Source organism: Rathayibacter sp. AC182 (assembly GCF_979253875.1).
Window position 1 is genome coordinate 756,268 of sequence record NZ_CEEDEK010000003.1, and the last position, 23,636, is coordinate 779,903.

Below are 23,636 nucleotides of genomic sequence, written 5' to 3' on the forward strand. Positions count from 1 at the left end.
CGACGTCTCCTCGCTCGCCGCGGCCGACGTGCTCGTCGCGGCCGGAGCGCGCCCCGGACCCTGCGGCGCGAGCTCGCCGACGCCGACGACGTCCGCGCGGGACTCGCCGAGCACTGACGGCCCGCCCGGTCCAGGATGGGGTCATGTCCTCCCCGTCCTCGTCGAGATCGACGCCTCCGCCACGCCCGTTCTGCGTGATCCCTCGGCCGGACTCGTCGCGGTCGACGAACCCGGCTACCTCCGCGGCGACGGCGTCTTCGAGACGCTCGCGGTGATCCGCGGCCGCGCGCACGGTCTCGACGAGCACCTCGCCCGGCCCGAGGCCTCCGCTGCGGCCGTCGACCTCGTCCTTCCCGCACGATCCGCCTGGGAGGCGGCGGTCGCCCTCGCCGTGGCCGAGCACGACGACGTCCACGATCTGTCCGTGCGGCTGGTCGCGAGTCACGCGGAGCCGGCGGCCCGGTGCACCGTGCGCGCGGAGCCCACGGCCGACGCGAGCGCCCTGCGGCGCGACGGCGTCGCCGTCGTCGTGCTCGACCGGGGCTACGCACGCGGGGCGCAGGAGGCGGCCCCTGGCTCCTCGGCGGCGTCAAGTCGACCTCGGGCGCGGTCACCCGCGCGGCCCTGCGGGAGGCGCGTCGCCGCGGAGCGGACGACGTGGTCTGGCGCACGAGCGAAGGGCAGCTGCTCGAGGGCGCCACCTCCAGCCTGGTCCTGCTCCGGAAGGCGCGCTGCTGACGCCGTCCGCCGTCGGCAACGGGATCCTCGACGGCACGACCGTCGCCCGCGTGCTGGAGCTGGCCGCGCAGCAGGGACTCGCGACCGATCGGCGGGAGCTGGCGGTCGAGGCGCTGAGCGGCGCGGACGCGGCGTGGCTCGTCCCGAGCACGCGGCGCGCCGTTCCGGTCCGCTCGGTCGACGGCGCCCCGCTCCGTGTGGATCGCGAGCTCACCGACGCCTTCGAGCAGGGGCTGCTCGCGGGCTGACCCTCAGGCCGCCTCCGCGAGCCCCTGGCGGTGCAGGGCCGACTCCGCCGCCTCGGCGTCGCGCAGGTCGTCCACGGTGTCCACGTCCAGGCGCAGCGTCGAGTCGCGCGGCACGTCGAGCACGCGGCAGCCCGCGTCGCGGTGGCGGCGGAGCGAGTCGGGGCCGAACGCGGGCGCGACGCGCGCGGCCGCCGCGACGAGGAGGGCTGTGGTGCCCGTCCCCGCTCGGTCGGCGACGACGGCCGGGAGCGCCGTCGCGAGGGTCAGTGCGCCGTCGAGATCGGCCGCGGCGAGTGCGGGCAGGTCGCCGGTCAGGGCGATCACGGGAGCAGCGGGGGCGAGGCGGAGCGCCGCGTCGACGCCCGCGGTCACGGCGGAGTTCAGGAGATCCCGGGTCCTCCACGAGCACGAGGGCGGGATGCCGCCCGACGGCTCGCGCGGCGGCGGCCGCGTCGGACGTCACCAGCACGAGCAGGTCGACACCGGTCGCCGCTCCCACCGCCGCGAGCGTGTCGAGCAGGAACGCCTCGGCGAGGGCGGACCGGCCCTCGTGCTCGAGGCGGTCTTCGACGCACCCCGGCCCTTGAAGACGACGACCGCGCTCCAGCGAGTGCTCACTCCGACGCCTCGCCCCGGGCCGCGACGGCCGCCGCCCAGCCCTCCGCGTACGCCTCGTCGGCGCCGAGCCGGAACATGTCCTCGGGTCCGGTGCGCGTCAGGGTGCGCGCGCCCGGGGCGTCGAGGCCGGTCACGAACCGTCCGAGCCCGCGGACGACGGCGACAGGGCGCCCGCTCGACTTGCCCTTGACCAGGTCGCCCAGCGCCGCGATCTCGTCGGCCACGGCCGGCATGGTGACACCGAGGGTGCGCCCCAGCGCGTCGACGGCTCCGCGCAGGTCGTCGACGACGTGCAGCCCCGCCGCTCCGATGGCGGCGTCCGTCTGACCGACCCGCCACGCGCGGCCGAGGGTGTCGCTCACCACCACGCCGACCCGGGCGCCGAGGCGCTCGCGGAGACCGGCGCAGAGGGCGCGGGCGGACGCGTCGGGATCGTCGGGGAGCAGGAGCACGGTGCCCTCGGCCACGTTGCTCGCGTCGACTCCCGCGGCCGCCTGGACGATGCCGAGGCGGTTCTCGACGATGCGGGTGACGCCGTGGGCGTGGGCGCGGGTCGCGACGACCCGCACGGTCTCGGCGGTGATCGCGTCCTCGCGGTCGACCGCCGCGACGACGCGGCCCTCGGCCTTCGAGACGATCTTGCTCGTGACGACCAGCACGTCCCCGTCGACGGGGCGGTCCTCGTCGGCGGCCCCCGCGACGGCCGCGAGGATCAGCTCGAGCAGGTCGTCCCCGGGCGAGACCTCGGGGATCCCGTCGAGGGCCCAGGCCTGGACGCGTGTCGCACTCACCCGTCCATTCTCCCCTCGGCGCGCCGCCCGGCCGACGCGGCGGTGTTCAGGCAGTGAGGTACGCGGCGACCGCCGGCGGCACGTAGGGCGCCACGTCGCCGCCGAGGCTCGAGGACCTGACGCACGAGCGACGACGAGACGTGCGCGTGCGCGGGTCGGGGAGCAGGAAGACCGTCTCGACGTGGGCGAGGTTGCGGTTCACGATGGCCATCGGGGTCTCGTACGCCACGTCGACCTGCGAGCGGATGCCCTTCACCAGGATGGTCGCGCCCACGTCGACGCAGTAGTCGACCAGCAGGCCCATGCTCCAGGACGCGACGACGATCGAGCCCTCGATGCCCGCTTCCGCGATCGACTGCTCGATCAGGGCGACCCGCTGCGAGATCGGCAGAAGCGCCGTCTTCGCGGGGTTGTGCACGACCACCACGTGCAGCTCGTCGACGAGGCGCGCGGCACGCTCGATGACGTCGAGGTGACCGAGGGTGACGGGGTCGAACGAGCCGGGGACGACGGCGATGCGGGCCATGCCGACAGCGTACCGGCCGGTCCCCCGCCCCTCCGGGCGTCGGCGTCACCCGTCAGGGGCGATCAGCTCTTCGCGAGGAACTCCCGGTCGCGGTCCTGCACTCGGCGCTCGAGGGCCGCGCGGAGCCGGTCGTGGGCGGCGAGGGAGGGATCCTCCTCGAGCAGGCGCTCGGCCAGCGCGCGCGCCTCGACGATGAGGTGGGCGTCCTGCACGACCCGCAGCAGGCGCAGGGAGGAGCGTCCGCCCGACTGGGAATCGCCGAGCACGTCGCCCTCGCGGCGCAGCTCGAGGTCGACCTCCGCAAGTGCGAAGCCGTCGAGCGTCGCGGCCACGGCCTCCACCCGCTCGCGCGCGATGGTGCCCGCCTCCGCAGCCGTGACGAAGAGGCAGACCCCGGGCACGCCGCCGCGGCCGATCCGGCCCCGCAGCTGGTGCAGCTGCGAGACGCCGAAGCGCTCGGCGTCCAGGACGATCATCATCGAGGCGTTGGGGACGTCCACGCCGACCTCGATCACCGTCGTCGACACGAGGACGTCGATCTCCCCGCGGCGAAGGAGCGCATGACGGCGTCCTTCTCCGTCGTCATGCGGCCGTGCAGTGCGGCCGAGCGGCGGTGCTTGAGAAGCGCGTGCGAGCGGACGCCCTCGAGCGTCTGCGCCACGGTCGACAGCGGCGTGGCCGCCTCCTCCGGCGCGGTCGCCGCCGCCCTCTCCGCCGCCTCGCCGGGCTCGATGGCCGGGCAGACGAGGTAGATCTGGTGGCCCTTGCGGATCTCCTCCTCCGCCCGCTCCCACGCCCTCGCGATCAGGCCGGGGGTGTCGGTGAGGGACACGACGTGGCTCGTGATGCCGGGACGACCGGCGGGCAGCTCGCGGATCGTGGACGTGTCGAGGTCGCCGAACACCGTCATCGCGACCGTGCGCGGGATCGGCGTCGCGGTGAGCACGAGCACGTGCGGCGGCACGGCGCCCTTGCGCCGGAGCGCGTCGCGCTGGTCGACCCCGAACCGGTGCTGCTCGTCGATGACGACGAGTGCCAGGTCGTAGAAGGTCACCTTGTCGCCGAGCAGCGCGTGCGTGCCGACGACGATCTTGGCCGTGCCCGAGACGATGCGCAGCAGCGCCGCGCGCCGCTCGGCCGCTCCCAGCCCGCCCGTGAGGAGCGTCGGGACGAGGGCCGTCGACAGCTCCGGACCGAGGGTCCTCACGATGGAGCGCAGATGCTGGCCCGCGAGCACCTCGGTCGGCGCGAGCAGAGCGGCCTGGCCGCCGCTCTCGGCCGCGGCCAGCATGGCGCGCAGCGCGACGAGCGTCTTGCCCGACCCCACCTCGCCCTGCACCAGGCGAGACATCGGACTCTCCCCCGCGAGGTCGTCCGCGATCTCGGCGCCGACGGAGCGCTGATCGCCCGTCAGGGCGAACGGGAGAGCGGCGTCGAAGCGCTCGAGCCAGCCGCCGGGGGCCGGCACCCGGGGGTCGCAGGAGTCGCCCGGGCGGCGGCACGGCGCTCGAGCAGCGCGAGCTGCAGGAGGAACGCCTCGTGAAAGCGCAGCGTCTCGCGCGCCTGCGACTCCTCGCCCTCGCGCGCCGGCCGGTGGATCAGCTCGAGCGCCCGGCCCAGCGGCATCAACGAGCGGCCGGCGCGGACCGACTCCGGCATCGGATCGGGGACGTCGCGCAGGCCGTCGAGGATCACGCCGATGGCGGCCTGCAACTGCCAGCTCGAGATCGCGCTCGTCGCGGGGTAGATCGGGATCGGGCGCTCGGCCCAGTCCTTCGCGAGCGCGGAGCCCTTGTCGGCCTCGGCCGTCGCGGCCTCCTCGTCCTCGAAGAGCCGGTAATCGGGGTGCGTGAGCTGCACGGTCTCGCGGAACATCGACACGGTCCCGGCGAAGATCCCCCGTATTCCCCTCCGCAGCTTCGCCGCCCGCCACGGCTGCCCGAAGAAGGTCAGGGACAGCGTGCCGGTGCCGTCCGAGATGATGACCTCGAGCAGTGAGCCGCGGCGGTTCCGCATCGGCCGCTCCCGGACCTCGCGCACCTCCGCCACGATCGTCACGCTCTCGCCGACGGGGAGCCGGGAGAGCTCCGTCAGCTCGCCGCGCTGGGCGTACCGACGGGGGTAGTGGCCCAGCAGCTCGCCGACCGTGCGGTATCCGAAGGCCTTCTCGACGGCCGCGGCGGTGCGCGGGCCGACGACCGGCGCGAGCGAGGCGTCGAGGGGGTCCGGGATCACCTAGCGATCATAGGTCGACCCTCGGACGTCCGACGCGGGAGAACGCGCCGAGCGCCGAGCGCGGGAGCACCGCGGCGAAGGTGCGGCGCGGGGTGCCCGCCGCGGCGCGCAGCGCTCGCACCACCCGTGCGCCCGCGGTCCAGCCCGCGGCCTCGGCCGCGGGCACCGGGGCGTACCGCGCGCGCTCGACGGTGTCGCGGAGTCCGCCCAGCGCCCGACGAGCGTCGGAGTCGTCGCCGAGCGAGCCCCCGATCAGAGCCTCCTGAGCACGGGGCGAGTCGGTCTCCTCCACCGGCACGCCGAGATCCCGGGCACTCGCGAGCACCTCCGCCCAGGCCGCCTCCGCGGAGCCCGCCCCCGCAGCGCGTCGCCGCAGCGAGCGCTGCATTACGCGCAAAAGCCAGGGCACGAGCAGCAGGAGCAGGAGGAGGACCCAGGCGGTGACCGCCGGAGCCGAGGGGCCGACGACGGTTCCGGCGGCTCCCGGAGTCGCGGTGGCCGTCGACGCGGTGGGAGTCGGGGTCGCCTCCGCCTCGCTCTCCTCCTCCGGCGCCGCGCTCGACGAGGCGCCCGGGGTCGAACCGGTCGACGACGTCGCGCTCGGCAGGGTGTACGAGGCGGGGGCGCCGCGGCTGGGCGTGGGCTCGAAGGGCAGCCAGCCGACACCCTCGAAGTAGAGCTCCGGCCACGCGTGCAGGTCGGAGGACAGGAGCCGGTAGCTCGTCAGGTCGCTGTCGGCCGACGGCACCACGGATCCGGGCTGGTAGCCGATGGCGAGCCGCGAGGGGATCCCGAGCTCGCGGGCCATGACGGCCATCGCGGAGGCGAAGTGGACGCAGTAGCCCTCGCGCACCTCGAGGAACGACTCGAGGACACCGACGCCGTCGCCGTCGTAGCCCTCCTCGGCGGGAGTGTCCTCCGAGTAGGTGAAGGCGGAGGAGCGGAAGAAGGACTGCAGCTCCTCGCCTGGTCGTAGGCGCTGCCGGCCTCCGCGGTCACCTCGGCCGCCGTCGTGCCGACCACCGCCGGGACGTCGTCGGGCAGCTCCAGGTACCGCTCGAGACCCTGGCCCGCGGCGGGCGCGGCGAGCAGCTGCTGCGGATCCGGATCGAGGCGGAGGGCCTCGACGGCGTACTCGTCGCCGGCCCGGGTCGTCGCGTCGCCGCGGATCGACCCGTCCTGCACGTCCTGCAGCCAGCCGTCGCCGATGCCCTCGAGTGCCGCCACCGGATACGGCACCGGCAGCCACTCGCTGCGTAGCGTCTCGACCGAGACCTCGACCTCCTCGGTCTCGCGGGGCACGCTCTCGGCGAGTCCCTCCGGTGCGATGGGGGCCTCGATCGGCGCGGTCTCCTCCGTGCCGCTCGGCGCCCAGTTCTCGCCCTGGAAGTCCGAGACCGTGAGCACGCGGAGGTACACCGGCAGATCGGAGTCGGTCGCGTAGCGGAGCACGGTGACCGGGTTGGGCCGCCGCAGATCGTCGCCGAGGGCCACGACCGGGTCGATCGAACCGTTGAACAGCGTGCCCGAGACCCCGGAGGAGGACGGCGCGCGGACGTACCCGGTCGCCGAGCCCGCGAGGACCCCCGCCGCGACGACGACCGTGCCGACCACGGCCACCGCCGGGAGGGCGGCGGCGAGCGAGAGCCGTCGGGCGGGCGCTCGGCGCTCGGGGCGCGACCCGGCGACGAGGACCCCGCGTAGGCGATGGCGGTGAGCACGAGGCTCGGCCACGACACCCCGCTCGGGTCGATGATCGCGGGGACCGCGACCAGCGCGAGCAGGAACAGCCCCGAGAGCGCGGGCAGCCGCACCGAGAACGCGAAGAGGTCGGCGGCCCAGGCGAGGACGACGACCCCGCCCACGAGCAGGAACGCGATGCCGCTGTCGGCCACCGCCGGCAGCCCCTGCTGAGCGATCGACGTGAAGCCCGCCTGCGCGAGATCCTGCGCGTCGGCGATCGCCGCGGGCGTGGGAACGAGGAAGAGGAGCGCGCGGGCGGGGACGAACATCGCCGTCAGCACCACGACCGCGGTCAGCGTCCCGAGCACGGGCGGGACGACCGGGTGCGCGCGCAGAGCCCGTGCTCCGGCCGGCACGGCGAGCACCACGGCGACCGCGAGAGCGAGCTGGACGAGCCAGCCCACGCCTTCCAGGAGCCGTCCCACACCGGAGGCGGCGGCGACCAGCGAGGCCCAGAGCAGGAGCGAGAGCAGCGCGGAGCCGGCCCGCGGATCGCTCTCGGTGCGGCGGCTCATGCGATCGCCCGCAGAGCGAGCGCCTGGGACCAGGCCTCCTCGACGCTCATGCCCGCGGTGGTCGCCACGGGGTACCAGCCCAGCGACGCCAGTGCGGCCGCCTCCTGCTCCGTGCCCTCGACGAGGAACGCGACGGCGGGTCGGGCGTGCGAGGCGAGCGAGGCGAGGGCGTCGAGGTCCTCCTCCTGCAGCCGCGTCAGCACGGCGAAGACGGGGCGCGCTCCCCGGCCTCGCGCATCTCGGCCGTGATGCGCGGGACGGCGTCGCCGGAGTCGGGCGCCGGTGCCAGCTCGGCGAGTCTCAGGAGCACGTCGTGCGCGACCTCGCGCTCGTCCTCGGAGTGCTCGATGCCGGGACCGGCGCCGGTCTCGACGAGGTGGGTCTCGAAACCGCGATCGAGCAGGTGCACGGCGATCGACGCCGTCATGGAGACCGCCCACTCGAGCCGGTCGTCCCGCCGCGCGCGCCCGCCCGTCCGGTGGCGCCGAGCACCCGGCTCGCCCGCGACTCCAGCAGGATCCACGCGTGCGGATCCGTGTTCTGCTCGTCCTGGCGCACCATCAGCTCGCCCGAGCGCGCACTGGCACGCCAGTGGACACGGCGCATCGCGTCGCCCGGCCGGTAGTCGCGCGGGATCACGTCGTCGGTGCCGGAGCCCGCCGTCGCATGGGCGACGGGACTGGATCCGCCGGCGCCGAACGCGTCGAGCACGTCACTCTCGAGCGGCACGGCGCGCGGAGTGACGACGAACGGCTGCGCCGACCCGACGACGCTCTCGCGCAGCGCCATCCCGAGCGCCTCGCTCCGCACGAGCCGGAGCGGGCCGAGCCGGTGGATGCCGCGTCGCCCGGCGGGCAGGCGGTAGCGGGCCCGCACCCGGCTCGTCCGCTGACCCGCACCGGCGATCGGAGGGACGCCGAAGCCTCCCGCGCGGCGGCGCTGTCCGAGGAGGCGCCGTGCTCGAGGCGGGTCAGCCTGTCCTCGGCGCGGGCGGGCGAGCGCAGCGGCGCGCCCCGGTTCTCGAGCACGACGTCGACGTCGACGACGTCGCCGACCGCCACGACCCGCGGGGCGAAGCGGCGCTGGACCTGGAGCCGGGGTGTCTTCAGGGCCAGGGAGAGGACCGCTCCGAACGGCAGCCCGAGCAGCACGAGGCCGAGGAAGAGGAGCTCGCGGAACTCGACCAGCGGTGCCGCGACGATCGCCGCGGTGCCCAGCACCGCGAAGGTCCACCCGCGCAGGGTCAGCGCGACGCCGCCGAGCGCGGGGAGGGAGCCGATCCGCGAGGAGGGCCGTCCTGGCCGCGCCGCTCAGTCGCCACGGCCGCTGAAGGGCACCGGTGTCGACGCCAGGATCCGCTGGACGATCTCGGTGACCGAGTGGGAGGCGCTCGTCCCCGAGCGACCCGGCAGGCGCGTCGCCGGGAGCAGCCGGTGCCCGAGCACGGGGACGGCGAGGGCGTCGATGTCGTCCGGGACCACGAAGTCGCGATCGCTGATGGCCGCCAGCGCCTTCGCGGCGGCGATCAGCTGAAGGGTGGCGCGCGGGCTCCCGCCCAGCCGCAGCTCGGGGTCGATGCGGGTGGCCTGCATGATCGCGACCACGTACTCCTGCACGGGCGGCGCGACGTAGACCGTCTGGACGTAGTCGATCATCCGCTCGAGCTCGTCGCGGCTGATCACCGCGCGCAGGGCATCGAGCGGGCTCGCGGCGTCGCGCGTGCGGATCATCTCGGAGCTCGGCCCGCTCGTCCGGGTAGCCGAGCGACAGCCGCGCCATGAAGCGGTCGCGCTGCGCCTCCGGGAGGCTGTAGGTGCCCTCCATCTCGACCGGGTTCTGCGTCGCGACGACGGCGAACGGGCGCGGCAGCAGGTGGGTGATGCCGTCGACCGAGACCTGGCGCTCCTCCATGCACTCCAGCAGCGCGGACTGCGTCTTGGGCGAGGCGCGGTTGATCTCGTCGCCGATGAGGATGTTCGCGAAGACCGGTCCGGGCTTGAACTCGAAGTCCCGCGTCGCCTGGTTGTAGACCGAGACGCCGGTGACGTCCGAGGGGAGCAGATCGGGGGTGAACTGGATGCGCGCCACGCTGCCCCCGACGGACGCGGCGAGCGACTTGGCGAGGACCGTCTTGCCGGTGCCCGGCACGTCCTCCATCAGCAGGTGGCCGCCGGCGAGGAAGACGGTCAGCGCCATCGAGACCTCGGCGTCCTTGCCGTCGATGACGCTGGTGAGATTCCGGAGGATCGCACGGCAGTGGGCGGTGAACTCCTCGCGCGACATCGGCGTCGTCGCCGCGCTCGGACCGGCAGGGCGCCGACAGCGGCGAGGGTGTCATCGAGGGACGCCATGATCCTCGATTCTCTCAGTCTCGAACGGGTGACGGGCGGTCGGTCCGAGCGGTCTCCCAGCCAGGAGCCGCCGCCCTATGCTCGGGACGGTGACCAGGATCATCTCCGGCTTCGCCGGATCGCTCACCCTGAAGGTCCCGCGCGCGGGCACCCGCCCCACCAGCGACCGCGTCCGCGAGGCCGTCTTCTCGGCGCTCGAGGCCCGCGATGCACTCGACGGAGCGACCGTCCTCGACCTCTACGCCGGTTCCGGCGCGCTCGGCCTCGAGTCGGCCAGCCGCGGCGCCTCCTACGTCGTGCTGGTCGAGCGGGACGCGTCGTCCGCCCGCGTCATCGACGGCAACGCTCGCGCCCTCGCTGCCGCGGCGACCGCCAATCGGCTGCCGAAGCCGCGGATCGAGGTGGTGACGTCGTCGGTCCGCTCGTTCCTCGACCGCTCGGCCGGACTCCTCGTCGACACGGTGCTCGTCGATCCGCCGTACGACCTGAGCGAGGACGATCTGGCCGCCGACCTCCGAGCAGTGCTGCCGCTGCTGCGCGAGGACGCCGTCGTGGTCGTCGAGCGCAGCACCCGCAGCCCGGAGCCCGCCTGGCCGGTCGGGCTCGAGCGCGAGCGCCGGAAGGACTACGGCGACACGGCCGTCTGGTACGCCTCCCGGCCCGACGCCGACTGAGCGGTCAGCCCGACGCGCCGTCCCAGCCCGCGTAGGGGTCCCAGCCTCCCCGGTCCTCCAGCGACACCCCGCCCAGCCGCACCTCCGGCGCGCCCTCGCGCACCCGTCCCAGCGGAGTGAAGCCGGCCGGCAGCGCCACGTCCGGCGGGAAGCACGCGAGCATCGCGTGGTCCTCTCCCCGCCCAGGACGAGTGCCCGGGCCAGTGCCGGGTCCACGCCGTCGACCACGTCGAGCGCGGCGGCGTGAGCGTCGACCGCGGACGGGTCCAGGTCGAGGACGACTCCGCTCGCGCGCGCCATCCTCCGGGCGTCCAGCACCACGCCGTCCGAGACGTCCATCATCGCCGTGGCCGATCCTCCTGCGGCGATCCCTGCTGCGAGGGGGACGTCGGCCGCAGCTGGGCGTCGAGCAGTCGCGGGTGCCGCTCCCGGAGGAGGCGGGCGAGTCGGACCGAGGGCGCCCCGTCCTCCTGCGCGCGCTCGAAGAGGAGCCGCAGGGCGAGACCCGCCTCCCCGAGCGCACCGGCCACGGCGAGGACGTCGCCCGGGCGCGCTCCGCTGCGCAACACCGGTGCCCGCCCGTCGAGCGACCCGAAGGCGGTGATCGCGAGCGTCAGCGTCGCGGAGGCGGAGAGATCGCCTCCGACCACCGCGCAGCCCGGCGCCATCGCCGCGCAGCCGGCGGCGAGTCCGTCGGCGATGCCCTCCAGCACGTCGACGCCGAGGTCCTGCGGGGCCGCGATCGCCACCACGAGCGCTGTCGGCCGCGCGCCCATGGCGGCGACGTCCGAGAGGTTCGACGCCGCCGCCTTCCAGCCCAGATCGAACGGCGTCGACCAGGCGAGCCGGAAGTCCGGACCGTGCACCATCATGTCGGTCGTCACCACGAAGCGGCCGTCCGGTGCGCGGAGCACCGCGCAGTCGTCGCCCGGGCCGACCAGCGTCTCGGAGCCGCCGTCCGGCGCGCCCGCCGCCAGCCGGGAGAGGACCCTCGCGAGCACCTCCCCCTCGCTCAGCTCAGCCAGGGTGGGACTCTGATCCGGTGCCATGGTTCACACGCTAGCCTGGCTCGCGATGTCCCCCGCCGCCTCGCCAGCCCCCTCGCAGCCCTCTCCACCGTGCTCCTGCTCGCCGGCTGCTCCGCCCCGGTCGCGCTCGAGCCGGCCGATGACGCGACGAGCGCCGACTGCGCCGAGGTCTCGGTGCGGCTGCCCGACGTGGTCGCCGACCAGCCCGAGCGCGAGACGAACGCGCAGGGCACGGGCGCCTGGGGCACGCCCGCCGCGGTCATCCTGCACTGCGGAGTCGCGGTGCCCGGGCCGACGACGGACCTCTGCGTCTCGGTCAGCGGTGTGGACTGGATCATCGACGAGAGCCGCGCGGACGAGGACGTCTACACGCTGACCACCTACGGTCGCGATCCGGCCGTCGAGATCACCGTCGACCAGGACCGCGCCTCCGGCACCTCGGCCGTGGTCGATCTCGCCGACGCCGTCTCGTACCTGCCGAAGGTCGGCGAGTGCACGAACGTCTCCGAGACCGACACGCTCGACCCGAGCGGCACGCCGACCGGCTGAGCTCCTACCGGCAGAGCTCGGATCGGACCAGCGCCGATCGGCAAGCTTGGATCGCCAGCGCTGGAGGGCCGAGGCTCAGAGGCCGAGCGCGGTCCGCACCGTCCGCAGCGCCTCGTCCGGGGCGACTCCGAGCGCCCGGATGCGCGCCGCGAACGCGACCGCGGCGAGCTGCGCCTCGTGCTCAGCGCCCTCGATCCCCCCTGCGACGACCGTGCCCGCGCGACCGCGCGTCTCGACCACTCCCGCCGCCTCGAGCTCCTTGTAGGCGCGCGCGACCGTGCCGGGAGCGGTGCCGAGCGCCTCGGCGAGGGCGCGCACGGGCGGCAGGCGCGAGCCCACCAGCAGCTCCCCCGCCGCGATGCGCTCCGCGATCCCGTCGCGGATCTGCTCGAACGGCGCCCGTGCGCCCGGCTCGATCCGCAGCCCGAGGGCCGCGTCGCTCACGCGACCGCGACCGGACGGCGCTCGAGCGCGAGCTCGATCAGCTCGCTGATGAGGTCGGGGTAGTCGACACCGCTCGCGCCCCACATCCGCGGGAACATCGAGATCGGGGTGAAGCCCGGCATCGTGTTGATCTCGTTGACGACGAACCCGTCGGCGGTGAGGAAGAAGTCGACCCGCGCGAGGCCCTCGGCACCGATGGCGTCGAAGCCGCGCACCGCCAGCTCGCGCATCTCGTCGAGCTCGGCGTCGGTGAGGTCCGCCGGGCAGACGAGCTCGATGCCCGCGGCGCCCAGGTACTTCGCCTCGAAGTCGTAGAAGCCGCGGCCCGAGACCACGATCTCGCCCGCGACGGAGGAGCGCGCGGGCCCGCCGCGGCGACCCCCGAGCACGCCGATCTCGACCTCGCGGCCGACGATCGCGGACTCGACCAGCACCCGGTCGTCGTGCGAGAAGGCCTCGTCGAGTGCCGCGGCGAGCTGGGAGCGCGCCTCGATCTTGCTCACGCCCACGCTCGAGCCCGCCCGCGCGGGCTTCACGAACGCCGGGAGGCCCAGCTCGTCCAGCGCCGCTTCCGCGTCGCCGGGTGCGCTGCGCCACTGGGCCTCGGCCACGGTGTACCAGGGCGCAACGGCGATGCCGGCGGCCCGCAGCACCGTCTTGGTGAAGTGCTTGTCCATGCCGAGGGCGGAGGCGAGCACGCCCGAGCCCACGTAGGGCAGGCCCACGAGCTCGAGGAGCCCCTGGACCGTGCCGTCCTCGCCCCACGGTCCGTGCAGGATCGGGAACACGACGTCGACGTCGCCTAGCGACTCGACGGTGCCGTCGGCCCGGGTGACGGTCAGCTCGCGCGAGAGCGCCGACTCCGGCCAGTGCACGCGGCTGCCGTCGTCCTCCACCTGCGGCAGGGCAGCGGCGTCGAGCGCGAACTTCCCGGGGCGGTCCTCCTCGAGCACGAACGCGCCGTCGGAGGTGATCCCCACCGGGATCACCTCGAAGCGGTCACGGTCGATCGCCGTCAGCACCCCTGCCGCCGTGGCGCAGCTGATCGAGTGCTCGCTGGAGCGCCCCGAACAGAACGGCTACGCGGAGCTTGCTGGTCATCGAGGTTCCTCTCACCCTGTGGCTCGTCCGAATCCGTGGTCAGGTGCGGCGCGATGTCCTTCGGGTCGAGAGTACCGGCGAGCACCTGCGACACCTGCTGGACGATGGGCATGTCGACTCCTCGGGCCCGCGCCAGCTCGAGGACGGGCGCGACGGAGGCGAGCCCCTCGGCCGTCTGCTGCATCGACTTGACGACGTCGGTGAAGCTGTAGCCCTGGCCCAGCAGCCGCCCGGCCGTGTTGTTCCGCGAGAGCGACGAGCTCGACGTGGCGATGAGATCGCCCAGGCCCGCGAGCCCGGACATCGTCTCGGGGCGGGCCCCGTAGGCGACCGCGAAGTCGGTCATCTCGGCGAGACCGCGCGTGATGATCGACGCCTTCGTGTTCTCGCCGTAGCCCACTCCGTCGACGATGCCGATCGCGACCGCGATCAGGTTCTTCAGCACTCCGCCGAACTCCGTGCCGATCACATCGGTGTTGACGTAGGAGCGGAAATAGCGGTTGGTGGCCGCGAGGGCCACCTCCTGCGCGGTGACCAGGCTCTCGGAGGCGATGACGGCCGCCGTGGGCTGCTCCTTCGCGATCTCGAGAGCGAGGTTGGGTCCGGAGGCGACCGCGATGCGGCTCGGATCGATCGGCAGCATCTGCGCGATCACCTCGCTCATCCGCTGCCCCGTGCCCTTCTCCACGCCCTTCATCAGGCTGACCAGGATCGTGCGCTCGGTCAGGTGCGGCGTGATCGCCTCGAGGTTCTCGCGGAGCGACTGGGACGGGATCGAGAGGTACACGTGGTCCGCCCCTCCAGAGCCTCCTCGATGCGCGGAGTGGCGCGGATGTTGCGCGGCAGGTTGATGCCCGGGAGGTAGTCGCTGTTGCGCTTGGCCTCGGTGATCTCGCGCGCCAGCTCGCTCCGGCGCGCCCACATGACGACGTCCGAGCCGCCGTCGGCGAGGATCTTCGCGAAGGTCGTCCCCCAGCTGCCGGCTCCCAGGACCGCGACCCGACGGGCCACCGGGATCGGTGCGGATCTCCTACTGCTGGGAGTCAAAGCGTCCCGTCCCCTTCTGGTTGTGCTCGGACGGGTTCCAGCGGGTCGCCGGAGCGCTCTCGCCGCGCAGCTCCTCGAGCAGCGCCGTGATCGCGGCCATGACGACCGCAGAGGCCTCGTTGAGCGTCGCGGAGTCGAGGCTGCGCCCGCGGAACGCGGAGAGGTCGACCGGATCGCCGATCAGCACGTCGACGCGCTTGCGGCGGAAGAGGGTGATCTTCTTGGAGTAGCGCCCCATCAGCTGCTGGGTACCCCAGTGCGCCGCGGGGATCACGGGGAGGTCGTACTGCAGGGCCATCCGGACGGCTCCGGTCTTGCCCCGCATGGGCCAGAGCTCCGGGTCGCGGGTGAGGGTGCCCTCGGGGTAGATGATCACCGAGCGCTGCTCGTCGACGAGCGCCTTCGCGGCCTTCAAGGGCTCGCTGCCGCGCACCGATCCCGCGCGCTCGACCGGGATCTGACCCGAGGCGCGCAGGATCGCTCCGACGACCGGGACCGTGAAGAGGGACGCCTTGGCGAGGAACCGCGGAGCGCGACCGCCCTTCCAGAGGGTCCAGCCCGTGATGATCGGGTCGATCTCGCTGTAGTGGTTCGGCGCGAAGACGAACGCGCCGGTCGAGGGGATCTTGTGGGCGTCGCGGATCCGCAGATCGACCGAGGCGGTCATCACGGGGATCACCGCGGCCGCGAGGAACCAGAAGATGGACGGACGACTGCGTTCAGACACCCGCCCATCCTCTCATCGAGGCCCGCCGGAGGCGTCCGGCCACGCCCGCCCGACGAGGGACCGATCGCCCCTCAGCGAGCGTCGCGGTAGCGCCACATCGTCAGGGTGCCGAAGACCGCCACCAGTCCCGCCGCCCAGACGAGCGTCAGCACGAGGTCCGCTCCGGGATCCGCGCCGGCCATCAGCGCGCGGACGGCGGTCACCAGGTGCGAGACGGGGTTCACCTCGACGAAGGCCTGCAGCCAGCCCGGCATGGTCGAGGGGTCGACGAAGATGTTGCTGCCGAAGGTGATCGGGGTGATCACCAGCATGCTCACGCCCATCACGGAGCCGGAGGTGCGCAGCACCAGGCTGAGGAAGGTCCAGATCCAGCCGAGCGCGAAGGCGAAGACCAGCAGCAGCAGGACCCCCAGCACGACGCCGACTGCGCCTCCCCCGGGCCGGAAGCCGAGGAGCAGGCCGAGGCACACGGTGATGACGGCCGAGATCGTGAAGCGCACCGCGTCCCCCAGCAGCATGCCGACGAGCGCGGAGGGGCGCCAGATCGGCAGCGACCGGAACCGGTCGAAGACGCCGCGGTCCAGGTCGGTGCGCAGGGTCGTGCCCGTGTACATCGTGATCATGATCACGCCCTGCACGAGGATCCCCGGCAGCAGGAACTGGATGTAGTCGACGGTGCTGCCCGCGAGCGCGCCGCCGAAGAGGAAGGTGAAGAGCAGGGTGAACATGACGGGGAACACCGTCACGTCGAACAGCTGCTCCGGCACGTGCTTGATCTTCAGCAGCGCGCGCCAGCCGAAGGTGAGCGACGTCGAGAGCGGACCGGGCGGCGCGGGCCGCTCGCCCTGCACCAGCACCGAGAGCAGCGCCTCCCGATCGGGCGCCGTCGCCTCGCTCGTCCGAGTGCTCATGCCGCGGCCTCCTCGCCCGTCGCGTCCTGTGGTCGGCCGGTGAGCGCCAGGAAGACCTCGTCGAGCGAGGGCTGTCCGAGCGAGAACTGCGCCAGGTCGATGCCGGCCCCCTCGAGCGCGGTGAGGCCGCGGGTGACGTCCCGGGCGGAGCCGTCCACCCGCGCCGCCAGCGCCGCCGGGTCGGCCTCCTCCCGCACCTCGACGCCGAGCACGGCCTCCAGGAGCCGCCGCGCCTCGGAGCGGTCGGCGGGGTCGAGCACGCGGACGTGCAGCGAGCCGGAGCCGACCGACGCCTTCAGCTCCCCCGGCGTACCCTCCGCGATCACCCTGCCCGTGTCGATGACGCTGATGCGGTCGGCGAGCCGGTCGGCCTCGTCCAGGTACTGCGTGGTGAGGAGCACTGTCGTCCCGCTCGCCACCATCGCCCGCACGATGTCCCAGACCTCGTTGCGGCTGCGCGGGTCCAGCCCCGTGGTCGGCTCGTCGAGGAACAGCAGCTCGGGCGTGACGACGATGCTCGCCGCGATGTCGATGCGACGCCGCATGCCTCCGGAGAACTTCTTGACCTGGCGGTCGGCGGCGTCGCGGAGGTTGAACGCGTCGAGCAGGTCGTCGGCCCGCCGCGAGGCGCGGGCGCCCGTGTACCCGAAGAGGCGCCCGATCAGCCTCAGGTTCTCGCGGCCGGTCAGGTCCTCGTCGACGGAGGCGAACTGGCCGGTCAGGCTGACCAGACGCCTGACCTCCTTGGCCTCGCCGACGACGTCGTGGCCGAGGACCAGGGCTCGACCGGCGTCCGGGCGCAGGAGGGTCGCGAGCACGCGGATCGTCGTCGTCTTCCCCGCTCCGTTGGGCCCGAGGAAGCCGTGCACGCCGCCGCGCGGGATGGCGAGGTCGACGCCGTCGATCGCCCTCGTCGCTCCGAAGGTCTTGACCAGGCCCTCGGTCAGGATCGCGGGATCGTCCATCATCGCTCCTCGACCGCGGCGGCTCCAGCGGGTCGCCCCGCCTGAGAATGCGCACACCGTACGCCCGGACTCCTGCCCAGGACAAGACCGCCCGGGCGACTCGGCTGGGAACGACGGAGGAGCCCGACGATGCGGGCTCCTCCGGGTCGTGCTCCTCGGGTGGCCGAGGCGGTGCGGCGACTACGCGTCGAGCGAGAAGTCGGCTCCGAGCAGCTCGAGCTTCGTCAGGAAGTTCTCGTAGCCGCGGCTGATGATGCCCACGTTCGAGACGGTCGAGGTGCCCTCGGCCGAGAGCGCCGCGATCAGGTGCGAGAACCCGCCGCGCAGATCCGGCACCACGATGTCGGCACCGTGCAGCTTCGACGGGCCCGAGATGACGGCCGAGTGCATGAAGTTGCGCTGGCCGAAGCGGCACGCCTGGCCGCCGAGGCACTCGCGGTGGATCTGGATGGTCGCGCCCATCTCGACCAGCGCGTCGACGAACCCGAAGCGCTGCTCGTAGACCGTCTCGTGCACGATCGAGACGCCCTTGGCCTTGGTCAGCGCCACGACGAGCGGCTGCTGCCAGTCGGTCATGAAGCCGGGGTGCACGTCGGTCTCGATGATGACCGGCTTCAGCTCGCCGCCGGGGTGGTAGAAGCGGATGCCGTCCTCGGCGATCTCGAACGCCCCGCCGACCTTGCGGAAGACGTTGAGGAACGTCGTCATCTCCTGCTGGCGGGCGCCGCCCACGAAGATGTCGCCGTCGGTCGCGAGGGCCGCGGCCGCCCAGGAGGCGGCCTCGTTGCGGTCGAACAGAGCGCGGTGGGTGTAGCCCTCGAGGCGGTCGACGCCCTCGATGCGGATCACGCGGTCGGTGTCGACCGAGATGATGGCGCCCATCTTCTGCAGGATGTTGATGAGGTCCATGATCTCGGGCTCGATGGCCGCTCCCGAGAGCTCGGTGATGCCCGAGGCGCGGACGGCGGTGAGCAGGACCTGCTCGGTGGCGCCGACGCTGGGGTAGGGCAGCGACACCTTCGCACCGTGCAGGCCCTCGGGCGCCGACATCCGGATGCCGGACGGCAGCTTCTCGACGATCGCGCCGAAGTTGCGGAGCACCTCGAGGTGGTAGTCGATCGGGCGGTCGCCGATGCGGCAGCCGCCGAGGTCGGGGATGAAGGCCTCGCCCAGGCGGTGCAGCAGTGGTCCGCAGAAGAGGATCGGGATGCGGCTCGAGCCGGCGTGCGCGTCGATGTCGGCGAAGTGGGCCGACTCGACGTTCGAGGGGTCGAGGATGAGCTCGCCCACCTCGGGGCCCTGCTCGACCTTGACACCGTGGACCTGGAGGAGGCCCTTCACGACGCGGACGTCGCTGATGTCCGGCACGTCGCGCAGCGTCGAGGCGGTCTCGCCGAGCAGCGCGGCGACCATCGCCTTGGTGACGAGGTTCTTCGCACCCTTGAGCTCGATCCGGCCCTTCAGCGGACGGCCGCCGTTGATCGTGATGCGCTCGGTCATCATCCCCACCCGCGCTCCGGACGCCTTGGCGTCCTGGAGGGCCTTCGCATCCTGCAGAAGTGTGTTCACGCTATTTCACCGGCAATGTCTTGGGCCGCCAGCTCTCGCGACGGGTCTCGAATTCGGAAATACGCGCTTCGTCGCGCAGGGTCAGGCCGATGTCGTCCAGCCCTTCGATCAGGCGCCAACGAGTGTAGTCGTCGACCTCGAAGGGGAAGGACTCGCCACCGGCGGTGACCGTACGCGCAACCAGATCGACGGTCGGTTCTATTCCCGGCTGCTCGTCGATGAGCTCCCAGAGGCGCTCGATCGCCTCCTCGGAGACGGCCGCGGCCAGCAGGCCCTGCTTGCCCGAGTTGCCCCGGAAGATGTCGCCGAAGCGGGAGGAGAGGATGACGCGGAAGCCGAAGTCGCGCAGCGCCCAGACCGCGTGCTCGCGGCTGGAGCCGGTGCCGAAGTCGGGGCCCGCGACGAGGATCTGCGCGCCCTGGAACTGCGGCTGGTTGAGGACGAAGTCCTCCTCCTGGCGCCAGCCGTGGAACAGCGCGTCCTCGAAGCCGGTCTTGGTGACCCGCTTGAGGAACACCGCAGGGATGATCTGGTCGGTGTCGACGTTGCTGCGCTTCAGCGGCGCGGCGATGCCCGTGACCGTCTCGAACTTCTCCATGATCAGGCCTCCACCAGTTCGCGAGCGGGCTCCAGGTCGGACGGGCTCGACAGCGTGCCCCGGACGGCGGTCGCCGCGGCGACGAGCGGGGACACGAGGTGGGTGCGCCCGCCCTTGCCCTGGCGGCCCTCGAAGTTGCGGTTCGAGGTCGAGGCGCAGCGCTCACCGGGGGCGAGCTGGTCGGGGTTCATGCCGAGGCACATCGAGCAGCCGGCGAAGCGCCACTCGGCGCCGAAGTCGGTGAAGACGCGGTCCAGGCCCTCCGCCTCGGCCTCGATGCGCACGCGGGCGGAGCCGGGGACGACCATGACGCGGACGCCCTCGGCCTTCGTGCGGCCCTTGATGACGGACGCGAAGGCCCGCAGGTCCTCGATCCGGGAGTTGGTGCAGGAGCCCATGAAGACCGCGTCCACCGGGATCTCCTTCATCGGCGTGCCCGCCTCGAGATCCATGTACTCGAGGGCGCGGCGCGCGTTCGAGCGCTCGTTCGGGTCCTCGATCGCGTCCGGGTCGGGCACGGACTGCGAGAGCGAGACGCCCTGCCCGGGGTTGGTGCCCCAGGTCACGAACGGCTCGAGGGAGTCGGCGTCGAGCACGACCTCTGCGTCGTAGGAAGCGCCCTCGTCGCTGGGCAGGGTGCGCCAGTAGGCCACCGCGTCGTCCCAGTCCTGACCGGCGGGCGCGTGCGGGCGTCCCTTCAGGTACGCGAAGGTCGTCTCGTCGGGGGCGACCATGCCCGCGCGGGCTCCGGCCTCGATCGACATGTTGCAGATCGTCATCCGGCCCTCCATCGAGAGCGAGCGGATGGCGGAGCCGCGGTACTCGAGCACGTAGCCCTGGCCGCCTCCCGTGCCGATCTTCGCGATGACGGCGAGGATGATGTCCTTCGCGGTCACCCTCGCGCAGCTCGCCCTCGACCGTGATCGCCATGGTCTTGAACGGCTTGAGCGGCAGGGTCTGCGTCGCCATGACGTGCTCGACCTCGCTCGTGCCGATGCCGAACGCCATCGCGCCGAAGGCCCCGTGGGTGGAGGTGTGCGAATCGCCGCAGACGACGGTGATGCCCGGCATGGTGAGACCGAGCTGCGGTCCGACGACGTGCACGATGCCCTGCTCGATGTCGCCGAGCGAGTGCAGGCGGACGCCGAACTCCTCGGCGTTCCTGCGCAGCGTCTCGATCTGGGTGCGGCTGGTCAGATCGGCGATGGGCTTGTCGATGCCCAGCGTCGGGGTGTTGTGGTCCTCGGTCGCGATGGTGAGATCGGGACGCCGCACCGGTCGCCCGGCCATCCGCAGACCGTCGAAGGCCTGCGGGCTCGTGACCTCGTGCACCAGGTGCAGGTCGATGTAGATGAGGTCGGGCGTGCCGTCCTCGCCCTTGGCGACGAGGTGGTCGTCCCAGACCTTCTCGGCCAGCGTGCGCGGCCGGACCGCGCCTGCGATCGGGTTCGCGGACTCGATGGAACTGTCGTTCATGACGGGTTTCTCTTCCTCGGGAAAGGTGGTCAGCCCACGGGGACACCGCGACGAGGGAGGCCTGTCAGATCGAGGTCTCGTCGCGGCGGAGAAGGAGGAGCCGGCCGAACAGCATCCCCCGACACTACCACCGCGCCGGCGCCGTTCCCGGGTGCGCGACGCGCTAGGAGGTGACGAGCATGGCGATGAGGACGGCCGGGACGACGAGCAGCGCAGCGGTGCCCACAACCACTCCTCCGACGACGAAGACGGCCGCCACGGCGGCGCCCAGCATGCCGACGATGCCGCCGCGCTTCCGGGCGGGGAGGGCGTCGTGCTCGAACCACTCCGCGGACTCCTCGTTCGCCGAGTCCGCCTCGTGGCGGGAGGCCTCCAGGAGCTTCGCGGGCAGCTCGGCGAGCATTCGCGCGGCGTGCGACGACTCGCCCGCGAGCTCCCACGGCTCCACGAGAGCGCGCTCAGCCAGCTCGAACGGATCGTCGTCGGTGCGGACGAGAGCGCGCTCGAAGGCCTGCAGCTCCTCGGGCGACGCCCCCTGCTCGATGAGGTAGCCCCAGCGCCCGGCCTCGATCAGGTCCCCGGAGCGGCGGTAGAGCTCCGAGAGGAGGACCCGGGGATCGAGCCACGAGGGATCGGCTTCGACGCAGCGCTTCGAGGAGCGACACGGCTCCCCTGACGTCACCCTCGGCGAAGCGCGTCTTCGCGCGATCGAGGGCTTCGGCGGTATCCATCCCTCCAGTATGCCAACGCGGCGGCGGGGGCGGCGCCTCGAGCCCCTCCCGAGAACCACACCTGTTGGAGGGTCACGGCGGGGCGTCGCGCTCAGCGACGCGGGTCGAGGACCGCGTCGACGACGACGACCGTCACGTTGTCGCGCCCGCCGGCCTGGACGGCTGCGCGCACGAGCCGGGGGCGAGATCCGCCGAGCCGATCGCGCCGGAGTCGCGCTCGGCGAACAGCGCCGCGATGGACTCGTCGGAGAGCTCCTTGGTCAGTCCGTCGGAGCACAGCAGATAGCTCGAGCGCGGCAGGACCGGCAGCGTCCAGACATCGGTCTCGACCTCGTCGTCGGCCCCGAGAGCCCGGGTGACGATGTTGCGGTCCGGGTGCGTCTCGGCGAGCTCTCGCGTCAGAAGGCCCGCTGCGACCAGCTCCTGCACGGCCGAGTGGTCGACCGTGAGCTGCTCGAGACCGGCGCCGTCCCAGCGGTAGGCCCGGGAGTCGCCGACGTTGAAGAGCGCCCAGCGCGCCGGTCCCGTCGCGCCGGGCAGCACGAGGGTGAGCCCGGTGAGGGTCGTGCCGCAGACCTCTCCTCCGACGTCGAGGCCGCGGACCGCCGCGTTCGCCGCCTCGACGAGATCGAAGACCGCGTCCACCGGTCCGAGGGCGGAGGGGCGTTCGCCCGGAGCGCGTCGACCGCGGTCGCACTGGCGAGGTCGCCGCGGGCGTGACCGCCCATGCCGTCGGCGACCGCGAGGACGAGGTCGTCGGCGAGCAGGGCGTCCTCGTTGACGCGGCGCACGTTCCCGACGTCGGTGCTGCTGGTCACGCTCAGGTGGAGCACGCCCTGGGGCAGCTGGACCTCGAGGGGCGTCATCCGCGGGTCACTTCTCGTCGGAGGGACGCGTCGCCTCCGGGTCGTGCACGACCTCGGGGTGCCCGTCGTGCAGCTCGATGTGCGAGTGCTCGCGGCGCATCTTCACCAGGCTCGCGAGGGTCGCGACCGCCATGCTCACGATGATCACCGCGAGGGAGGTCCAGGTGTCGATGTCCCAGACCGGCACGGGCTCGCCGCCGTTGATGAAGGGGAGCTCGTTCTCGTGCAGGGCGTGCAGCACGAGCTTCACGCCGATGAAGGCGAGGATGAACGCGATGCCGTACTTGAGGTACTCGAGCTTGTCGATCAGGCCGCCCAGCAGGAAGTAGAGCTGGCGGAGCCCCATCAGGGCGAAGATGTTCGCGGTGAACACGATGAACGGGCTCTGCGTGATGCCGAAGATCGCGGGGATCGAGTCGAGCGCGAACAGCAGGTCCGTCGATCCGATCGCCAGGAAGACGATCAGCATCGGCGTGAAGAACTTCTTGCCGTCGATGACGGTGATGATCTTCGAGCCGTCGAAGCTGTCCGAGATGTTGACGCGGCGGCGGAGCAGGCGGATGAGCAGGTTGTCGGTGCCCTCGTTCTCGTCCTCCTTGCCGAACGCCTGGTTGTAGGCGGTGTAGACGAGGAACGCGCCGAAGAGGTAGAAGATCCAGCTGAAGCTCTCGATCAGCTGCGCGCCGAGCAGGATGAAGATGCCGCGCAGGATCAGCGCGATGATGATGCCCACCATCAGCACCTCCTGCTGGTACTTCGGCGGCACCGCGAAGCGCCCCATGATGATGACGAACACGAAGAGGTTGTCGATCGAGAGGCTGTACTCGGTCAGCCAGCCGGCGAGGAACTGCCCCGCGTGCTCGCCGTCGCCGAGGATCAGCATCAGCAGCGCGAAGATCAGCGCGAGGCTGACGTAGAAGGCGACCCAGAGGCTCGACTCCTTCAGGCTCGGCACGTGCGGGCGCTTGTAGACGATCAGCAGGTCGGCGGCGAGGATCAGCGTCAGGCCGATGAAGGAGCCGACGACGAACCAGACGGGCAGATCGAGCATGGGGGCCTTTCGCAGGGAGTGGGTGCGGCGGAGCAGGTCCGACGGGCGGTCCTCGCGGGGACGGCCCGGAGCCCGCCCCTCCCGGAGCGCGCGGTGCGACGTGATCGGAGGGAGCGGGAAGGCCGGAGTGCTCC

The 23,636-nt window shown here is 72.7% G+C and carries 22 protein-coding genes and 5 pseudogenes; 4 read left to right on the top strand and 23 right to left on the bottom strand.

Annotated elements, in window-relative coordinates:
- Positions 1 to 462: 462 nt before the first annotated feature.
- Positions 463 to 738: an aminotransferase class IV gene (locus AC0CII_RS07215; protein ID WP_465229090.1), complete on the top strand. Its 276-nt coding sequence runs from the start codon at positions 463 to 465 to the stop codon at positions 736 to 738.
- 23 nt (positions 739 to 761) lie between these two features.
- Complete coding sequence (locus AC0CII_RS07220) at positions 762 to 986, top strand: aminotransferase class IV (RefSeq protein ID WP_465229091.1); 225 nt, start codon at positions 762 to 764, stop codon at positions 984 to 986.
- A 614-nt stretch (positions 987 to 1,600) separates the two neighbouring features.
- Here the strand turns inward: AC0CII_RS07220 and AC0CII_RS07225 are convergent.
- From AC0CII_RS07225 to AC0CII_RS07265, 9 genes and pseudogenes are all read right to left on the bottom strand, one after another.
- Positions 1,601 to 2,395: a coenzyme F420-0:L-glutamate ligase gene (locus tag AC0CII_RS07225; RefSeq protein WP_465225625.1), complete on the bottom strand. Its 795-nt coding sequence runs from the start codon at positions 2,393 to 2,395 to the stop codon at positions 1,601 to 1,603.
- A gap of 46 nt (positions 2,396 to 2,441) precedes the next feature.
- Positions 2,442 to 2,921, bottom strand: coding sequence for a pantetheine-phosphate adenylyltransferase (gene coaD / locus AC0CII_RS07230; protein ID WP_465228965.1), 480 nt, complete (start codon positions 2,919 to 2,921; stop codon positions 2,442 to 2,444).
- 62 nt (positions 2,922 to 2,983) lie between these two features.
- Positions 2,984 to 5,153, bottom strand: a pseudogene (locus AC0CII_RS07235) (ATP-dependent DNA helicase RecG).
- 10 nt (positions 5,154 to 5,163) lie between these two features.
- Positions 5,164 to 6,405: a transglutaminase-like domain-containing protein gene (locus AC0CII_RS07240; RefSeq protein WP_465228966.1), complete on the bottom strand. Its 1,242-nt coding sequence runs from the start codon at positions 6,403 to 6,405 to the stop codon at positions 5,164 to 5,166.
- Positions 6,318 to 7,414 (bottom strand): annotated as a pseudogene (locus AC0CII_RS07245) (TgpA N-terminal domain-containing protein); the annotation flags it as partial. The gene AC0CII_RS07240 and the pseudogene AC0CII_RS07245, both read right to left, overlap by 88 nt.
- Entirely contained in the window at positions 7,411 to 7,617 is a 207-nt protein-coding gene (locus AC0CII_RS07250) for a hypothetical protein (protein ID WP_465225622.1), read from the bottom strand. The pseudogene AC0CII_RS07245 and the gene AC0CII_RS07250, both read right to left, overlap by 4 nt.
- Complete coding sequence (locus tag AC0CII_RS07255) at positions 7,611 to 7,841, bottom strand: hypothetical protein (RefSeq protein WP_465228967.1); 231 nt, start codon at positions 7,839 to 7,841, stop codon at positions 7,611 to 7,613. Before AC0CII_RS07255 ends, AC0CII_RS07250 begins: the two co-directional genes overlap by 7 nt.
- Positions 7,838 to 8,203, bottom strand: coding sequence for a DUF58 domain-containing protein (locus AC0CII_RS07260; protein WP_465229092.1), 366 nt, complete (start codon positions 8,201 to 8,203; stop codon positions 7,838 to 7,840). The genes AC0CII_RS07255 and AC0CII_RS07260 overlap by 4 nt, the downstream gene beginning before the upstream one ends.
- Positions 8,204 to 8,724: 521 nt before the next feature.
- Positions 8,725 to 9,697 (bottom strand): annotated as a pseudogene (locus AC0CII_RS07265) (AAA family ATPase).
- A 157-nt stretch (positions 9,698 to 9,854) separates the two neighbouring features.
- Between AC0CII_RS07265 and rsmD the strand changes: the two are divergent.
- Complete coding sequence (gene rsmD, locus AC0CII_RS07270; protein WP_465225620.1) at positions 9,855 to 10,439, top strand: 16S rRNA (guanine(966)-N(2))-methyltransferase RsmD; 585 nt, start codon at positions 9,855 to 9,857, stop codon at positions 10,437 to 10,439.
- A 4-nt stretch (positions 10,440 to 10,443) separates the two neighbouring features.
- On the opposite strand, the gene AC0CII_RS07275 is transcribed toward rsmD, so the two are convergent.
- Both AC0CII_RS07275 and AC0CII_RS07280 read right to left on the bottom strand, forming a co-directional pair.
- On the bottom strand, positions 10,444 to 10,602 hold the full coding sequence (locus tag AC0CII_RS07275; RefSeq protein WP_465228968.1) for a hypothetical protein: 159 nt from the start codon (positions 10,600 to 10,602) through the stop codon (positions 10,444 to 10,446).
- Between the two features lie 175 nt (positions 10,603 to 10,777).
- The gene (locus AC0CII_RS07280; protein ID WP_465228969.1) at positions 10,778 to 11,440 is read right to left on the bottom strand and encodes a thiamine-phosphate kinase; all 663 of its coding nucleotides are present in this window, start codon (positions 11,438 to 11,440) and stop codon (positions 10,778 to 10,780) included.
- A 117-nt stretch (positions 11,441 to 11,557) separates the two neighbouring features.
- Here AC0CII_RS07280 and AC0CII_RS07285 point away from each other — a divergent pair, with 117 nt between their 5' ends.
- Positions 11,558 to 12,016 (top strand): DUF3515 family protein, encoded by a 459-nt coding sequence (locus tag AC0CII_RS07285; protein WP_465228970.1) that lies wholly within the window; start codon positions 11,558 to 11,560, stop codon positions 12,014 to 12,016.
- A 75-nt stretch (positions 12,017 to 12,091) separates the two neighbouring features.
- On the opposite strand, the gene AC0CII_RS07290 is transcribed toward AC0CII_RS07285, so the two are convergent.
- From AC0CII_RS07290 to AC0CII_RS07345, 12 genes and pseudogenes are all read right to left on the bottom strand, one after another.
- A complete protein-coding gene (locus AC0CII_RS07290) occupies positions 12,092 to 12,460 on the bottom strand; it encodes a GntR family transcriptional regulator (RefSeq protein WP_207402492.1) in 369 nt (122 codons plus the stop codon).
- A complete protein-coding gene (locus AC0CII_RS07295; protein WP_465228971.1) occupies positions 12,457 to 13,482 on the bottom strand; it encodes a D-alanine--D-alanine ligase family protein in 1,026 nt (341 codons plus the stop codon). The genes AC0CII_RS07290 and AC0CII_RS07295 overlap by 4 nt, the downstream gene beginning before the upstream one ends.
- A pseudogene (locus tag AC0CII_RS07300) lies at positions 13,460 to 14,608 on the bottom strand (NAD(P)H-dependent glycerol-3-phosphate dehydrogenase). The gene AC0CII_RS07295 and the pseudogene AC0CII_RS07300 overlap by 23 nt, the downstream one beginning before the upstream one ends.
- Positions 14,592 to 15,275: a lysophospholipid acyltransferase family protein gene (locus AC0CII_RS07305; RefSeq protein ID WP_465228030.1), complete on the bottom strand. Its 684-nt coding sequence runs from the start codon at positions 15,273 to 15,275 to the stop codon at positions 14,592 to 14,594. The pseudogene AC0CII_RS07300 and the gene AC0CII_RS07305 overlap by 17 nt, the downstream one beginning before the upstream one ends.
- Positions 15,276 to 15,406: 131 nt before the next feature.
- Entirely contained in the window at positions 15,407 to 16,246 is an 840-nt protein-coding gene (locus AC0CII_RS07310) for an ABC transporter permease (protein WP_465225616.1), read from the bottom strand.
- Positions 16,243 to 17,214: an ATP-binding cassette domain-containing protein gene (locus AC0CII_RS07315; RefSeq protein ID WP_465225615.1), complete on the bottom strand. Its 972-nt coding sequence runs from the start codon at positions 17,212 to 17,214 to the stop codon at positions 16,243 to 16,245. The genes AC0CII_RS07310 and AC0CII_RS07315 overlap by 4 nt, the downstream gene beginning before the upstream one ends.
- A 177-nt stretch (positions 17,215 to 17,391) precedes the next feature.
- Positions 17,392 to 18,711 carry a UDP-N-acetylglucosamine 1-carboxyvinyltransferase gene (murA, locus tag AC0CII_RS07320; protein ID WP_207402548.1) on the bottom strand — a complete coding sequence of 440 codons (1,320 nt, stop codon included), beginning with the start codon at positions 18,709 to 18,711 and terminating at the stop codon, positions 17,392 to 17,394.
- A 70-nt stretch (positions 18,712 to 18,781) separates the two neighbouring features.
- Complete coding sequence (gene leuD / locus AC0CII_RS07325) at positions 18,782 to 19,378, bottom strand: 3-isopropylmalate dehydratase small subunit (RefSeq protein WP_465225614.1); 597 nt, start codon at positions 19,376 to 19,378, stop codon at positions 18,782 to 18,784.
- Positions 19,379 to 19,380: 2 nt separating this feature from the next.
- Positions 19,381 to 20,854 (bottom strand): annotated as a pseudogene (leuC, locus tag AC0CII_RS07330) (3-isopropylmalate dehydratase large subunit).
- Positions 20,855 to 21,017: 163 nt separating this feature from the next.
- Positions 21,018 to 21,536, bottom strand: a complete 519-nt coding sequence (locus AC0CII_RS07335) for a DUF6584 family protein (protein WP_465228972.1) — start codon at positions 21,534 to 21,536, stop codon at positions 21,018 to 21,020.
- Positions 21,537 to 21,717: 181 nt separating this feature from the next.
- On the bottom strand, positions 21,718 to 22,230 hold the full coding sequence (locus tag AC0CII_RS07340) for a PP2C family protein-serine/threonine phosphatase (protein ID WP_465228973.1): 513 nt from the start codon (positions 22,228 to 22,230) through the stop codon (positions 21,718 to 21,720).
- A 228-nt stretch (positions 22,231 to 22,458) separates the two neighbouring features.
- Positions 22,459 to 23,502: a TerC family protein gene (locus AC0CII_RS07345; protein WP_465225610.1), complete on the bottom strand. Its 1,044-nt coding sequence runs from the start codon at positions 23,500 to 23,502 to the stop codon at positions 22,459 to 22,461.
- Positions 23,503 to 23,636 lie beyond the last annotated feature (134 nt).

Bases quoted from the DNA above. Each gene is read 5' to 3' on its own strand.
- AC0CII_RS07315 (WP_465225615.1), bottom strand. From the start codon at position 17,214: ATGATGGACGATCCCGCGATCCTGACCGAGGGCCTGGTCAAGACCTTC.
- AC0CII_RS07310 (WP_465225616.1), bottom strand. From the start codon at position 16,246: ATGAGCACTCGGACGAGCGAGGCGACGGCGCCCGATCGGGAGGCGCTG.
- murA (WP_207402548.1), bottom strand. From the start codon at position 18,711: ATGACCGAGCGCATCACGATCAACGGCGGCCGTCCGCTGAAGGGCCGG.
- AC0CII_RS07305 (WP_465228030.1), bottom strand. From the start codon at position 15,275: ATGACCGCCTCGGTCGATCTGCGGATCCGCGACGCCCACAAGATCCCC.
- leuD (WP_465225614.1), bottom strand. From the start codon at position 19,378: ATGGAGAAGTTCGAGACGGTCACGGGCATCGCCGCGCCGCTGAAGCGC.
- AC0CII_RS07345 (WP_465225610.1), bottom strand. From the start codon at position 23,502: ATGCTCGATCTGCCCGTCTGGTTCGTCGTCGGCTCCTTCATCGGCCTG.
- AC0CII_RS07260 (WP_465229092.1), bottom strand. From the start codon at position 8,203: ATGGCGCTGCGCGAGAGCGTCGTCGGGTCGGCGCAGCCGTTCGTCGTC.
- coaD (WP_465228965.1), bottom strand. From the start codon at position 2,921: ATGGCCCGCATCGCCGTCGTCCCCGGCTCGTTCGACCCCGTCACCCTC.
- AC0CII_RS07275 (WP_465228968.1), bottom strand. From the start codon at position 10,602: ATGCTCGCGTGCTTCCCGCCGGACGTGGCGCTGCCGGCCGGCTTCACT.
- AC0CII_RS07255 (WP_465228967.1), bottom strand. From the start codon at position 7,841: ATGACGGCGTCGATCGCCGTGCACCTGCTCGATCGCGGTTTCGAGACC.